The sequence below is a fragment of the Shewanella sp. SM71 genome (assembly GCF_025653905.1).
Taxonomy (GTDB): Bacteria; Pseudomonadota; Gammaproteobacteria; order Enterobacterales; family Shewanellaceae; genus Shewanella; species Shewanella oncorhynchi.
Map to the genome: position 1 here is coordinate 134,190 of NZ_JAKKRW010000011.1, position 15,158 is coordinate 149,347.

Sequence of the window (15,158 nt, forward strand, 5' to 3'; positions counted from 1 at the left end):
CAGTGAGTTTTTATGAGTCTAATTGTGGATTCCTTTGGCCGTAAGGTCGAATATTTACGGCTCTCGGTCACCGACCGCTGCGACTTTCGCTGTGTTTATTGCATGACGGAAGATCCCTGTTTTCTGCCAAAGGACCACGTACTCCACCTCGAAGAATTAGCTTGGATTGCCCAAGCCTTTACCGAGCTTGGTGTGACTAAAATTCGCCTGACCGGCGGTGAGCCCTTAGTTCGCAACGATTGCGACCAGCTAGTGGGTCTGCTTGGTAAGCTGCCTGGGCTGACGGATTTATCCATGACCACTAATGGTTCAAGGCTGACAAAATTCGCTAAACCCATGTTTGATGCAGGATTAAAGCGCCTCAATATCAGCCTAGATACCTTAAACCCCACACTGTTTACTCAGCTAACGCGTAACGGCAAATTAGACAGAGTCATCGATGGTATTGATGCGGCTATTGCGGCGGGATTTGAACGTATCAAGATTAATGCGGTGATTTTAAAACAGCAGAACGATAATGAAGTTATTGATTTAGTTGATTTCTGCCGTGGCCGTAACTTAGACATCGCCTTTATCGAAGAAATGCCACTTGGCGAAATGGATGAGCGGAAACGCGCCCGTCATTGCAGCAGCGATGAAGTAAAAGCCATCATCAATAGTCACTATCCGCTACAGCTTTCCAACAAACGTACTGGCGGCCCAGCACGTTATTACACTATGGCTGACAGCCCAATCCATATCGGCTTTATCTCGCCCCACAGCCACAACTTCTGCCACGAATGTAATCGCGTGCGCGTCACAGTCGAAGGCCAATTATTGCTGTGTTTAGGCAATGAACATGCCGTTGATCTCAAAAGCATAGTCCGGGAATTTCCGGCTGATATTGAAAGATTAAAAGTCGCTATTCTCGCGGGAATTAATCTCAAGCCTAAGCAGCACGACTTTGGCAATAATCAGGTACAAATCCTACGCTTTATGAACGCCACAGGCGGTTAAGCATCACCACTCCATCGCTTAAGGGCTAGCATCTCAATTTGGCCGTGATAAACTCGAAGCATCACCCCATACTTAGCGTCACACATTTCTATGGCATTAACTCGTAAGCAATGGAATAACGTCATCATAGTCGCCTGCGCTTTTATGGTCGCCGTGCTGACTTTTATGGATAACAAAACCAATAATGTTCCGAGTGATGCTCAGCGACTGTTTGACGATAATGCACCGCTTTCACAGCTACAACTCGACGGGTTATGGCTGCACAAGCAAGCATCACAATGGGAGTGCGACACTACAGTCCTCAACTGTGATGAGTGGGCAAAGGCGTGGCAAACCATACGGGTATCCCCATTAACCGCCGCGCCAGAAACCACAGATAATCCGCAAGAGTTAGTCATCCAGATTGCAGATATCCGCGATGCCCAACTGTGGATCTATTTTCCCAATGAAGGCGCCTTAAAGTCTCCCGCAGGTAATTGGTATTTAGTACCACCGAGTTTAAGATCTAAACTGCAACCGATCCTCGATGCGAAACCCGCAACTTAAATGCCACCCCATTTTACTTAAGATAAGAAAGAATCCATGCCGGAATTACCAGAAGTTGAAGTCACCCGTCAGGGTATTGCCCCCTACCTTGTCGAGCAAACCGTAGTTGATCTTGTGATCCGCAATGGTTCGCTGCGCTGGCCAGTGCCTGACTTAGCCAAACAGATTATCGGCCAAGTTATACGCCAAGTGCGACGCCGTGCTAAGTATCTATTAATCGACACTGACGCGGGTACTAGCATAGTGCATTTAGGCATGTCGGGAAGTTTACGGATTTTGCCCCACGATACCCCAGTGGAAAAGCATGACCATATCGACTTAGTGCTCGCCAACGGCCGTATTTTACGCTTTAACGATCCGAGACGTTTCGGCGCTTGGCTGTGGTGTGAACTCCCAGAAGAAGCCCATCCATTACTCGCCAAATTAGGGCCTGAGCCACTGACCCATGCCTTTAATGTCGCACAATTAGCGGCAGCTTTAGCGGGCAAGAAAAAAGCGATCAAACTCTGCCTGATGGATAATCATATCGTAGTGGGAGTGGGCAACATTTACGCCAATGAAGCCCTGTTTGCGGCGGGCATTCACCCAGAGGCCGAAGCAGGTAAAATCGATATCGAGCGTTTGACCGTTTTAGTTGCAGAAGTGAAGCAAATCTTAGCCCACGCCATTAAACAGGGTGGCACCACGCTGAAAGACTTCACCAATGCCGATGGCAAGCCGGGCTACTTCGCCCAAAAACTGCATGTCTATGGTCGCGGCGGTGAAACCTGCACAAGCTGCGGTAACTTGCTGAGTGAAATCCGTTTAGGCCAGCGCACCACAGTATTTTGTGGCATTTGCCAAACACGCTAATATTGCGTTATTTATAAGCCAAAATGCCAAGCAAGTGCTTGGCATTTTTCGTTATTTAATCAATTACAGCTGTCAAAAACGATACTCAAAACTGCTAAATAGCGTGGCATTGGTATCATTTTCTTGAACTTCAAACTCCGATCTCGATACAGTTCCACCTAAGCTCCACATGCCTTTCCACACTGGCATACGGTAAGAAAGCTCCAGCATCAATAAATCTTCTTTTGGCGGTTGTGGCGCCCAAGTGTTTGCCACATTGGAGCCATCTTTATTCAGCTTCGCATAACGCAGCAACGAGGTAAAACCACGGCTGTTATTAAACTGGCCAACTAATCCAACCACAAACACTTGTGCATCACTATCATAGGTAGAACCCAAAGCACGACCATAGTAGCGAGCACCACTCAGATAGACAGGATCCTCATAGAAACAATTGGCACTATCACCATCGCATTTTACATAGGTGTCCGAATATTCCATGAACAACTTAAACTGCTTACCCGATGTGCCAAAATGGGTATCAATACCCCAAAGTGAGCCGCAGTCACTACCATTTTCACAACTATGTTCGAGATATAATCCAACGGGGATATCCTGCAAAGTATCGGCATAACGCATATCAATACTTTGAGTTCTATGGCCTGCATCGCGGCGCTCATTAGGCGCACAATCATTTGTACCATCGATACAAACAGCATTACTCGCAACCGAATCCCACCAAGAGTCAAAGTTACAATTTTGGCCCTCACCACAAAATAAGGTCGACCAAGACAATCCCACTTCTAACTGTTTAATCGGTCTTGCACTTAAGCGCATATCCCACTCCGCCGTCTTAGGCACAGCACGATCCACTTCAGTTAAGCTAAATCCGGTTTTAAAGGTCCAAGGGCCAATCCAAGATAACCAAGGTGTTTCAAAAGCCGCGGCATTGTTACGGCTCAAGGTTAACGATGACATAGGGCGGGCGTTATTAGAACGATGTAGAGCCGAGTCAAACCCCGGTCCCCACCACTGCTCAACCGCGCCTAAGGTTGCGATCCAATTGCCAAAAATGATGGCAAAATAAGACTCATCAAGGCGGAAATTTTTATTATCTTGCGGATCATAGGTTTCTGCCACAGTCGCCTTATAAGCAACACGCGATCCTAAATACTCGTAGGAGCCCAGCACTTCACCTTTCTCGCGATAGTCAGAACCATAATGTTGAAAGCGAGCAGGATCAGATGCTGCCGATACTTTTATCCGTGCATTACCACGATTATCGACAGCATTTTGATAATAAAAATTAACCCGTGCAAAGGCTTGTACTAAAGAAGGAGAAAGCAGCTCAGGCTCAATTTTCGCTAAATCACCACCAATGCCTGACCACATCAATGGATAAGTATTCACTGGCACAGTGATCACACCCGCATCAGCAAGTGCTTGAATGTCAGCTCTAAGATAAATATCAGAGGCATCGACCCAAGGTGCAGCAGCAAGCATTGAAGAAAAAAACAGGCCAGAGGCAATGCTAGTAGCAAGGATCGTGGGGGAAAAAAAAGCCTTCATAACATCCTTTTAAGTATCATCACAAGGCAACAATGCCTCAAAGTTAACACAAAACTCCTACGTAAAAACTATCTAGTTCGCAGGTAAAATCTAAGGTTTAACCAACTTAAGCTTTGCCGCCAATGCAGCCGTTACTTCAGGGTGAACAAACTGGCTCACATCGCCACCATGCAAAGCGACTTCCTTTACTAAGGTTGAAGAGATAAATGAGTTTTCCTCGGCAGGCGTTAAAAACACGCTTTCCAGATCAGGGCTCAATCTGCGATTCATATTTGCTAATTGGAATTCATATTCAAAGTCGGATACCGCGCGTAACCCACGCACAAGTACACTGGCCTTTTGCTCCTTGGCAAAATCCACTAGCAACCCAGAAAACCCCACCACCTCGACATTATCCAAATGAGCAGTCACCCGATTGACCAATTCAACTCGCTCTTCAAGGGTGAATCTAGGCTGCTTGGAAGGATTAGCCGCAATGCCAATCACCACATGTTTAAACAGTTTAGCCGCACGCTCAATCAAGTCGGCATGACCATTGGTGATAGGATCGAAAGTTCCTGGATAAATAGCTCTTGTATGCATAGGCTCGAGATAAAAGGTATTGAACATAATAAACACAGATAGTTTACCATTAGCTATATTGATATGCCAATCCACATAAAAAACAATAAAAACAAACAACTAACGAAATAAAGTACCAGGGTTTGAATATATCATGCAGTATTAATCCCTCTTTTGATTTTTATTTTTTGAGGAAAATATATAATGGAACTATTCATTTTGTAGAGGTTAGAATGTATGACATTATCTATAGGTATTGCAGGGGCAGGATTTTCTGGAGCAGTAATTGCAAATGAGTTAGCAAAAAGAGGCCATAAAGTAAACGTTTTTGATCCTAGAGATCATTTAGGCGGAAACTGTTATTCCTGCCGAGATGAGGCTACAGGTATAATGGTTCATCGATATGGCCCTCACATATTTCATACAAATAAGAAGGAAATATGGGATTACGTCACTAGCCTTAGCGAGTTTAAACCTTACGTAAACAGAGTAAAAGCCCGTACAAATGGTGAGATATATTCGCTTCCAATAAACTTACATACAATTAATCAATTTTTTAGAAAGCAGCTAAGCCCCGATGAAGCTAAAAAATTTATTGAGGAGCAATCAGATAAAACTATTGAAACGGCCAAATCTTTCGAAGAACAGGCATTGAAGTTTATAGGGAAGGCTCTTTATGAGGCTTTTTTTGAAAGTTATACAATTAAGCAATGGGGACGTTTCCCCTCCGAACTTCCTGCAAGTATTTTGCAGCGTCTGCCTGTTAGATTTAATTATGATGACAATTATTTCAACCATCAATATCAAGGTATGCCTATAGAAGGTTACACTCCCCTAATAGAAAAACTATTAAACCATGAGAACATTACAATTCATTTAGGGAAGAAACTTACCAAAGAAAATATATCATCATTTAACCATGTTTTTTACTCTGGACCATTGGATGAATTTTTCGAATACAAATTAGGAAGATTGAGCTATCGGACTTTGGATTTTATTGAAATACGCACTTCAGGTGATTATCAAGGCGGAGCAGTCGTTAATTATTGTGATAATTCAGAAAAATTCACTCGAATATCTGAGCATAAACATTTTACACCTTGGGAGGCTCACAATGATAGTATTTGTTTTAAAGAGTATAGTAGAGAGGCTGAAGAAAACGATCCTCCCTATTACCCTGTAAGACTTGTAAATGACAATAGTATTTTAGAAGGATATGTGTCTCTTGCTGAAAAAGAGACAGCTGTAACATTTGTTGGTCGGTTAGGTACTTATAGATATCTAGATATGGACGTTACCATTGATGAAGCATTAGCAACATCAAGAGCATACCTTCAAAGCATAGATAGCGGTATTCCAATGCCTACCTTTATTCACCCACCAATAACAAAGAAGTAACTAACATGAATAAATTTTTAGTCATTGCCAGAGTAGGTGACAACTCTCTTCATTCAAACTGGCTTGGTAATAGTAAGAATTTCGACTTATTTTTAAGTTATTTCGGGGATGAGTCCAACAAATACATGGAGCAATGTGAATATTACGAACAAGTCAAGGGAGGAAAATGGCCGATACTAGCTAAAATTATTGAAAATAATTGGGATATCATTTCAAAATATGATGCAGTTTGGTTACCTGATGACGACCTGTTAGCTGATGCAAAGACAATTTCTCGTATGTTTAACTTTTTTGCTGCTTTTGATCTTTCTTTGGCTCAACCTGCATTAAGCATGAATTCATACTTTTCACATTCAAGTTTGTTACAACAGACGGATACTATTATCCGCCGTACAAATTTTATCGAAGTTATGGCACCCATTTTTTCCCAAGAATGCTTAAGAAAATTAAAACATACTTTTAGCCAAAGCCAATCAGGATGGGGATTAGATAATTTATGGCCATATTTAATAAAAGAGAATATTGCAATTATTGATGCAACTCCCATTACTCACACCAGACCAGTGGGAGGTGAACTTTATAAATTAAATCCGGAGCTTTCACCTAAAAATGATGCAATAAAACTACAAAAACTGTATCAAGACATAAATATAAGTAGGGATTTTTACCCTAACAAATTTAAAGTATTTTCAGAAATTACAGAAAGTAAAAGATTGGGAGGGCTATCGTCGTTTATTAAAGGGAAATATCAAAGAATTGTAAGCAAGCTAAAAGCAAGAAATATTGAGAAGTATAAAAAATAATTATTATTTTTCTAAATAGAAGATGTTAATTAATAATCTTCTATTTAGAAATTTACTAAAACTATTTTATTTTTCCATAAATTTTAGACTTAAATCGTCGAAATGCAACATTAAAATCTTTACGCCACTTAGCAATATTAGTTTTATATCGAATTCCTCGATGATAACCTATATGCTTTACACTTCCTTCAGGGAAGATTGCAGCTTTAAATCCTAATTCATAGTATTTGTTACCAGTACCGCCCTCGCTTGAATATTGTGCAATTGGTGCGATTAACTGATAATCAGCTAAACGCCTTAAACCCGGATTTAAAGTAAAACCATGCCAATAGACACCGTGAAGTAAATCATTTGGATGCATTATTTGATACCTCAATGACTCATCGTCAGGGCACGAATATAACTCAGGCAATACTGAATGCCCATTGGTATCATTTGTCTCACGCAACCAAACAGTTACAATCTTTTCGTCAGAAAGTAACACCTTAAGTGATTTTTCAATAAAGCCTCTACGATAAAACTCCCAATCATCCTCACAATGGAAAATATATTCAGAGGTGACTAATGAATAGGCCTTGTCGATACTTTTCATTTGTCCTAATTGAGGATCATTATGAACCATAACAAAATTAATACCCTTGAATTTTGCTAAGGTATTTTCAAGTTTATCGCGATTATGGCTATCTTCTATAACAATATATTGTGATATAGGATAAGTATTATATTTTAAAAAACTTTCAATTGTTTTTTCAAGTAAGTCAAAACGATTACAACTCGTAATAACCAATGAAACTGTGTTGTTACTCATAACTCTCTCTCAAAATAATATTTTAGTAAATTAAAACTTTCTTAAACGCTTCGTAACACATTCGTCTAAATCAATACCATTTAAATCCTGAAAAAGCTGATGTAAACGTGCAATTCTAAGTGGAGGTTTTTTCTTAAAAATAGCAAAAATAATTTCATTAACATAAGTATTACTTCGCAACCAGAACTCGATAGGATTATGATACTTAATCAATTTATCAATACTCTCATCGCTTATAAATTCTTCAAGAGATATTACACAAGAATTTTCTTTATGTATTATCAACTCCTCCTCCTGTCTTTTCTTATCTGAATTTAGAAAGCCATACCCATCCTTCAGGTATTTCAAATGGAAATATAAAACTCCAACATACTCTTTAATATAATTTTTATTTTTAAACTCAAATACTTCCATATCTACTCCTTGTGAGAAATAGATACTTGATGATAATGGGAAATACATATGATCGCCAGTGCCTACCAAAGCATTACTAACATAAACCCCTAATTTATTACTACAATCAAGAGCTAGATTAACACCTGAGAATGTATATACTTTCTTAACGTTAGAAGCAATATCGTTACGAATTCTGCTAATTACTGGTTTAAGATTACGATCAATTGCAATATGATCATCATCTAACTTTGTTGCTATATTATAGCTGGTTTTTGAAAGGGTATAATTGTAAAAATTTGCCAAACTATGAACATCATAGGTTGTACAGTTATTATGTGCATCTGAGAATATAGGATGAACTTTAGGTAAATATTCAAAAACTTTTATTTTTTCAGGATATTTCCCTTTCAAATCATTTAATATTTCAGCAGTATTATCAGTGCAATCATTATAACAGGCAATAATTTCATCATAGTAAGGAATATGGGTCTCAATACTAGATCTCAGAAATTCGGCACCATTCTTTATTCGCAGAATAGCACTTATTCCAGGTTTTCTCGGCTCATCAAGTTTAGCGAGATCTACTTTAAACTCATCATAATTCAATACTTTTTCATCAAACCCCATAATATGAGCGTCCCTAATTTTATAAATGCAAAAAGCTAAAACGTGACTCTTCTAACAGCTATTTTACCCATAACCTTAGTTGTTTTATCGCAATATCCAATCCATTCAAATGTTTGCTTCGTGCCAATTTAGTGCAAAAATGCATCATCTGTTCTTGAGATAACAGTTTTGCAAGGTTATTTTTCATTGGCTCCAATGCTGTATCGCAACTCAAAACCAACTCTTGAGCCACACAAGCTGTAATCCTTGGCGGCTGATCCTTCGATACAGGAACCGCTAATGTCGGTTTGTGCAGCGCTATCGCTTGTAATAAAGTATCCCCACCGCTCAATACGGCAGCTTTAGCCGCGGCCAACAGATTGATAAACTGTTGATTATTCAATTGGGGAATAACAACTACCCCCTCAAGCTCAGGCAAAGCATTAGGGTAATTAGGGCCGAAAACCATGACACTTAAAATACCAGATGCTTTATAACTTTCACTGGCAGCCTTAGCAAAAATATCGGCGGCTAGTTCACTATTCACCCTGTGACCACCAGAACCCGCATTGAATAATACAAACTCATTTTGCATCAGCTGATATTGCGCTAATAATGCCGATTGGGTAATTGTATCTGGCAGGGTAAAGACAGGACCAATATTCAAAGGCTCAGGTTTATTAATTAGCTGCAACTTAAGGCGATCTAACCAACTAATAGGGCCAATGACAAACTCAGGTTGCACCACCCAGTGACAATCCGTCACCAGAGCACGGCCAATTTTCATTCCACGACTGCGCTTACGCTTATGCTGGCTGAGAAATATCACCTTAGCGCCGAGTTTATGGGCATGGACTAACTGTGATTTACGACCCGATGCGTCGAACAATACTATGTCTGGCAGGAAATCAGACATGATTTGGTTAACCGCCTTGACTTGCTTTGTCGGCGTATCTTCGAGTAGCTCAGCAGGATAAGGGCATTGAGTCGCATAGGGAGCTTGTTGACTCAAAATAAACTTAATCTCGGCATTCGGCCAAGTTCTCTTCACCTCATCGGCAATGATCATTGAGCGCATATACTCACCTATGCCCTCAGCCGATGAGACTGGGATAAACAAGAACTTAGGGGCTTTTTGAGGAGCCATAATTAACCTTTAATCCAAATAAATTTATTCTGAAGCTTTAGTGTCATGCGCCACCAGCTCAAACTTCTCAATCACAGCTTCAACACTGATCAAAGACATCAAATGCTCGCCTTTGGCGCGAGTTCCCCACTTAATTTGTCCACTATGTTGCGATCTCATGGCCTTATCATAGGCACTCACCACATATTGCTGCGATAGGTAAGGACCTGTGCGCCCAGGATTGGAATGGGCATATAAACCGATCACCGGAGTACCTTGGGTCACCGCCATATGCGCAGGGCCAGTATCCGGAGCTAACACTAAGCTTGCGCGTTTTAGCAGGGCCAATAATTGCGTCAGACTGGTTTTGCCCACTAAATTATCGATTTTAGAGGGACAAGCCTGCAAAATTTGCTCTGCTAAATCCTTCTCAAGTTGAGTTGGGCCACCGCAAAGCATGACTCTAAATCCTTTCGCAATCGCATGGCTCGCAACGGCGGCATAGCGCTCTGGTAACCAGTTACGTTCAGCCTTACTGGCTGCAGCGCAAATGATAAAGACTTTTTCATTGTCTTTAATCTGCGTCTGGGCAAATTCAGTATCCGCAATTGGCACAGGAATATGCCATTGAGGAGTGAGATCGTTAACGCCAATCACCTTAGCGAATCCCATAAATCCTTCGAGCACATGGGGATTTGCCAAGGGCTCCACCCTGTGATTTGTCACTAGCCACTGACCTTCTTTAGCGCGGGCACGATCAAAGCCTATGCGCACCTTTGCCGAAATGGCTAATGAAGCCAAGGTTGCACGTAGCGCAACCTGCATATGCAGCAGCACGTCAAAACGTCGGCCTTTTAAGGCCTTACGCAAATTAAAATAACTGCGCCATCCTTGAGATTTATCGAAAATAACAAACTCAATGCCGGGTAAATGCTTCAACAATTGATATTCGAGTTTACCGATCACCCATGTGATTTTGAGCTCGGGATATTGTCGCTGAATCACCTGCACCATAGCCACGGCATGACAGACGTCACCGATAGCGGATAAGCGAAGCAAACAAAGAGAATTCATGGTATTGGGATTTAAACTCATTGGGATTGAAGCTAAAAGCTCTTAAGGTTATTTGGCGCAAGCTAAGGATCTTAATGTAGAATGGCCCTAGGTGCCACGCTTAAGTCAACAAATCTCCGATGAATGCTCAGATACAGCTCATAAAAACCGCCCAAGGTCACATGGCAGTTTGCCAAGATACGCCAACAGATATCGATCCCGCGTGGTTCTCGGTGGATTTTTGGCGGGCTAAAAATGCTGTCGTAGGTTCATCCAAAGGCCGCTACACCACTTGGTTTGTGGCATTTGAGCACAGTCATTGGGTATTGCGTCATTATTGGCGTGGCGGCTTAATGGAGAAATTCAGCAAAGATGCTTACGTTTATACTGGCCTCGAAAATACCCGCGCCATGGGTGAGTTACGCTTATTAGACATTTTGTATCGCGAAGATTTTGCTGTACCTAAACCGATTGCTGCCAACATAGTGCGCGATGGATTATTTTACCGCGCCGATATCATTATCGAACGGGTCGAAGGTGCCGAAGATTTAGTCGCTAAACTCGGCAAAGGGGTCATGAGCACAGAGCAATGGCAGGCATTAGGGGCTTGCATCGCCCAATTCCACCAGCGTGGTGTGTACCACGCCGACCTCAATGCCAAGAATATTCTGTTCCAGCCCGCACAAACTGAACCCTTAACGCCAGAGCGGTTTTATCTTATCGATTTCGACCGTGGTGAGTTAAAAACACCGAGCCCGCAATGGCAGCAATCGAATCTAGACAGACTGTTACGTTCCTTTAATAAAGAACAAGCCAAGCTACCAAACCTTGCCTTCACCGCTGATAACTGGTCATCACTGATGCAGGGCTATCAAGCGGCGATGCAAAGCGCCTGAACCACTAAAAAATTATCCAGTTGAATTAAGCGGTTATTAAAGATTGCGCGAGAAGAAATTGTCGTTGCAAGGCACCACGATTAGCCTCAACCACAGCCAATCCCGCGTTCACCGCCTGCAGGCGTAACTCAGGTTTAGCAAAATACTCAATCAAGTTAGCGGCAAGTTCATCCGCCGAAGCGACAACCCTTAACCCACCAGCATCCGCCAACATCTGCGTAATTTGGGCAAAGTCCCAATGGTTCGGCCCCACCATAACAGGCACGCCCATAGCAACAGGCTCCAAGGGATTATGGCCACCATTATTGATCAGCGTGCCACCGACAAAAGCTTGATCCGCGGCGCCATAAAAGGTCAGAAGTTCACCCATGGTATCGCCTACCAGCACTTGTGTCGTAGCCGTCACGGGAAAATTACCGCTGCGGCGAACAGATTCAAAACCTTGGCTGGCAACAAACTCAGCAACAGCAGAAAACTGCTCAGGATGACGCGGTGCAATAATCAGCAAGGCATCGGGCCACTGAGCCAATAATTGCCTATGGGCGGTGAGCATGGCGTCAAACTCTCCAGGATGCACACTGCCAGCGACCCAAATCGGCGAGGTTTCACGTCCCCAAGCTTGACGTAGCTGCTTGGCATTGGCTAAACGCTCAGGCGTAATACTGAGATCAAACTTCAAGCTACCACATACTGTCACTCTGTCCTGCGATACACCTAACTCGATAAAACGCTGCGCTTCTACTTGAGTCTGCACCGCAATAACATCGAGTCGTTGCAACATAGGTCGACTGAGTTTAGGGCGCTTAGCATATTGCGCCGCCGACTTGGCCGACAGACGTGCATTGGCCAACATCAAGCGCACACCGCGTTTGGCAGCTAAGGCAACCAAATTAGGCCACAGTTCGGTTTCCATAATGATGCAAGATTTAGGTGAGACTTGGCGCAAGAAACGCCGCACACACCAAGGTAAGTCAAAGGGTAAATAACAATGCTGCACTGAGTCACCAAAGGCTTTACGCACTTCGGCAGATCCTGTCGGGCTGGTTGTGGTAACCGTAATGCTTAGCTCAGGGTGTGATTGCATAATCAAACGGATCAATGGGATTGCCGCAAGCGTTTCACCCATAGACACAGAATGGACCAGTAAATCCGTCGATTTAAGCCGGGTTAATCCAAAACGCTCCCCCCAACGACCGCGGTAATCAGGGCTTTTAATAGCACGAAATGCTAAATAGACGATTAGCAGAGGGGATAATAAATATAAGATCGTGGAATAGAGAAAACGATTCATTAAAAACGTGCTTATGAGTTTTGCCTGATGAATAGTGGCAATGTTAGCATATGCACCAAATTAGGGATAATTTACCAGCAGTTCGGCGGTCGTTGGTTAGCTTTCTTTGATCTATGATGTGGCGTTCACTAGCAATTTGGATAACTTATGAAAACCCGCGACAAAATAATCTATGCCAGTCTTGAACTGTTCAACGAGCATGGCGAAAGAAACATCACCACCAATCACATTGCCGCTCACTTAAATATGAGTCCCGGGAATCTTTATTACCATTTTCGCAATAAAGAAGACATTATCCGCTGTATTTTCAGTCTATATGAGAATCATCTCGAATCGGGTTTCCAACCCTATGAAGATAAGCAAGTGGATGTAGAACTGTTAATCGGCTACTTCGATGCTATGTTCTATACCTTGTGGCAATTCCGCTTTATGTACGCCAATCTTGCGGATATTCTCGCCCGCGATGAAGAACTAAAAAAACGCTATTTGCACGCACAGCAGCAAGTATTAACGCGTTCAAGCCATGTGCTGCATAAACTTAAGCAAGATGGCTTTTTAAACTTAGAGAGCGACAAAATCACGCCACTGGCAGATACCATCAAGATGATCGTCAGCTTTTGGATTGGTTACCAACTCACACAATCCAGCACATCGACCATCACTAAAGCGACACTTTATGAAGGCGTTTTAAGGGTGCTGATGATTTTCAAAGCCTATGCAACCCCGACATCCGTCGCGACGTTTACTCGCCTAGAGCAACATTACCACGCGCTAGCGAGTCAAGAATCCCTCTAACATCATCCCAAACACCTTTGTTGGGAACTCGCATTCGGTACTGGACTCAAAGCAATTATAGTACTGAGTGCGAACCCGTTTTTCGCTCTACATCCCTTAAAAGAAGACTCAGTTAAACAGTGGCAAACTTATGTTGCACATTAGTTTTTATAATGTAAAAACCGCTTTAGCCCTAAACTAGTTTATCTTGCGAACCTGCATGAAAAAAAGGCTGTAGGCCGATTGGGTTTAGAGTTAGAATGCCGCCACTCCCAAAATCAGAATAAAGTTAACTAAGGAGATATCAGGTGGCCTCTACCTCATTCTACGCACAGATTAATCAACAGCTTGCAGACATCAAAGCCGAAGGCTTATATAAAAGCGAGCGTGTTATTGCCTCACCGCAACAAACTGCCATTCAAGTTAATCACCAAGAAGTTGTTAACTTTTGCGCGAATAATTACCTAGGCCTAGCGAATCACCCAGAGCTAATCAAAGCCGCCCAACAGGGCTTAGACAGCCACGGCTTTGGTATGGCATCAGTACGTTTTATTTGCGGTACCCAAGACATACATAAAAAGCTAGAAGCTAGCCTGAGCGAATTCCTCGGCACTGAAGACACCATTCTTTACTCTTCATGTTTTGATGCGAACGCAGGTCTATTCGAAACCTTGTTAGATGCAGAAGACGCCATCATTTCTGATGCGCTAAACCATGCTTCTATCATCGACGGTGTACGTTTATGTAAAGCCAAACGTTTCCGCTATGCCAACAACGATATGGCCGATTTAGAAACTCAGCTGATCGCCGCGAAAGAAGCAGGCGCCCGTAACATCTTGATCGCCACCGATGGCGTATTCTCGATGGACGGCGTGATTGCTAACCTGCAAGGCGTATGTGATTTAGCCGATAAATACGGCGCACTAGTGATGGTCGATGACTCTCACGCTGTGGGCTTTATCGGCGCAAACGGCCGTGGCACGCACGAATATTGCAATGTGATGGACAGAGTCGACATCATCACTGGCACCTTAGGCAAAGCCTTAGGCGGCGCATCGGGCGGTTTCACTTCGGGTAAAAAAGAAGTCATAGACTGGTTACGTCAGCGTTCACGTCCTTACCTGTTCTCTAACTCATTAGCGCCATCAATCGTGACTGCATCTATCCATGTGTTAGAAATGCTCAAATCAGGCCAAGCCCTGCGCGAAGCCGTATGGGAAAACAGCCGTTATTTCCGTGAGCAAATGTCAGCAGCAGGCTTTACTTTGGGCGGCGCCGACCACGCGATTATCCCTGTGATGATTGGTGATGCGAAACTGGCGGGCGACTTTGCTAACCGCTTATTAGCAGAACATATTTATGTTATTGGCTTCTCGTTCCCAGTCGTTCCTAAGGGACAAGCCCGTATCCGTACGCAAATGTCAGCGGCACATACCCGTGAGCAACTCGACAAAGCGATCACCGCCTTTACTCGTATTGCCAAAGAAATGGGCATTATTTAGGA

The 15,158-nt window shown here is 42.8% G+C and carries 15 protein-coding genes; 8 read left to right on the forward strand and 7 right to left on the reverse strand.

From position 1 onward, the window contains the following. The first annotated feature begins 12 nt into the window (after nt 1-12). The 3 genes from moaA to mutM all read left to right on the forward strand — a co-directional run bounded on the left by moaA (nt 13) and on the right by mutM (nt 2,394). Nucleotides 13-996: a GTP 3',8-cyclase MoaA gene (moaA, locus tag L5L97_RS12650; RefSeq protein ID WP_263141314.1), complete on the forward strand. Its 984-nt coding sequence runs from the start codon at nt 13-15 to the stop codon at nt 994-996. A gap of 90 nt (nt 997-1,086) precedes the next feature. Continuing rightward, nucleotides 1,087-1,542 (forward strand): hypothetical protein, encoded by a 456-nt coding sequence (locus tag L5L97_RS12655; protein ID WP_263182222.1) that lies wholly within the window; start codon nt 1,087-1,089, stop codon nt 1,540-1,542. 36 nt (nt 1,543-1,578) lie between these two features. Further along, the gene (mutM, locus tag L5L97_RS12660) at nt 1,579-2,394 is read left to right on the forward strand and encodes a bifunctional DNA-formamidopyrimidine glycosylase/DNA-(apurinic or apyrimidinic site) lyase (RefSeq protein WP_263182223.1); all 816 of its coding nucleotides are present in this window, start codon (nt 1,579-1,581) and stop codon (nt 2,392-2,394) included. Between the two features lie 72 nt (nt 2,395-2,466). Here mutM and L5L97_RS12665 read toward each other — a convergent pair whose 3' ends face one another. Further along, nucleotides 2,467-3,942 carry a capsule assembly Wzi family protein gene (locus L5L97_RS12665; protein ID WP_263141306.1) on the reverse strand — a complete coding sequence of 492 codons (1,476 nt, stop codon included), beginning with the start codon at nt 3,940-3,942 and terminating at the stop codon, nt 2,467-2,469. A 90-nt stretch (nt 3,943-4,032) separates the two neighbouring features. After that, nucleotides 4,033-4,524, reverse strand: a complete 492-nt coding sequence (coaD, locus tag L5L97_RS12670) for a pantetheine-phosphate adenylyltransferase (protein WP_105250747.1) — start codon at nt 4,522-4,524, stop codon at nt 4,033-4,035. Nucleotides 4,525-4,740: 216 nt separating this feature from the next. Between coaD and glf the strand changes: the two genes are divergently transcribed. Beyond that, complete coding sequence (gene glf / locus L5L97_RS12675) at nt 4,741-5,901, forward strand: UDP-galactopyranose mutase (RefSeq protein WP_263182225.1); 1,161 nt, start codon at nt 4,741-4,743, stop codon at nt 5,899-5,901. Nucleotides 5,902-5,906: 5 nt separating this feature from the next. Further along, a complete protein-coding gene (locus L5L97_RS12680; protein WP_220733489.1) occupies nt 5,907-6,704 on the forward strand; it encodes a hypothetical protein in 798 nt (265 codons plus the stop codon). A 61-nt stretch (nt 6,705-6,765) separates the two neighbouring features. Here the strand turns inward: L5L97_RS12680 and L5L97_RS12685 are convergent, their stop codons facing one another. Genes L5L97_RS12685 through L5L97_RS12700 form a run of 4 tightly spaced genes read right to left on the reverse strand, consistent with a single transcriptional unit; the run spans nt 6,766 to nt 10,735 of the window. Then, on the reverse strand, nt 6,766-7,512 hold the full coding sequence (locus L5L97_RS12685; RefSeq protein WP_263182226.1) for a glycosyltransferase family A protein: 747 nt from the start codon (nt 7,510-7,512) through the stop codon (nt 6,766-6,768). 30 nt (nt 7,513-7,542) lie between these two features. Then, entirely contained in the window at nt 7,543-8,562 is a 1,020-nt protein-coding gene (locus L5L97_RS12690) for a hypothetical protein (RefSeq protein WP_263182242.1), read from the reverse strand. A 31-nt stretch (nt 8,563-8,593) separates the two neighbouring features. Next, a complete protein-coding gene (locus L5L97_RS12695) occupies nt 8,594-9,661 on the reverse strand; it encodes a hypothetical protein (RefSeq protein ID WP_263182228.1) in 1,068 nt (355 codons plus the stop codon). A gap of 24 nt (nt 9,662-9,685) precedes the next feature. Then, a complete protein-coding gene (locus L5L97_RS12700; protein ID WP_263182229.1) occupies nt 9,686-10,735 on the reverse strand; it encodes a glycosyltransferase family 9 protein in 1,050 nt (349 codons plus the stop codon). A gap of 98 nt (nt 10,736-10,833) precedes the next feature. On the opposite strand from L5L97_RS12700, the gene L5L97_RS12705 reads away from it, so the two are divergent. Then, nucleotides 10,834-11,589 (forward strand): 3-deoxy-D-manno-octulosonic acid kinase, encoded by a 756-nt coding sequence (locus L5L97_RS12705; RefSeq protein WP_212599435.1) that lies wholly within the window; start codon nt 10,834-10,836, stop codon nt 11,587-11,589. A gap of 25 nt (nt 11,590-11,614) precedes the next feature. Here the strand turns inward: L5L97_RS12705 and waaA are convergent, their stop codons facing one another. Next, entirely contained in the window at nt 11,615-12,880 is a 1,266-nt protein-coding gene (waaA, locus tag L5L97_RS12710) for a lipid IV(A) 3-deoxy-D-manno-octulosonic acid transferase (RefSeq protein ID WP_263182230.1), read from the reverse strand. A gap of 147 nt (nt 12,881-13,027) precedes the next feature. On the opposite strand from waaA, the gene L5L97_RS12715 reads away from it, so the two are divergent. Further along, a complete protein-coding gene (locus tag L5L97_RS12715; protein WP_006084743.1) occupies nt 13,028-13,675 on the forward strand; it encodes a TetR/AcrR family transcriptional regulator in 648 nt (215 codons plus the stop codon). Between the two features lie 287 nt (nt 13,676-13,962). Continuing rightward, entirely contained in the window at nt 13,963-15,156 is a 1,194-nt protein-coding gene (locus tag L5L97_RS12720; RefSeq protein WP_105250756.1) for a glycine C-acetyltransferase, read from the forward strand. The last annotated feature ends 2 nt before the right edge of the window (nt 15,157-15,158 follow it).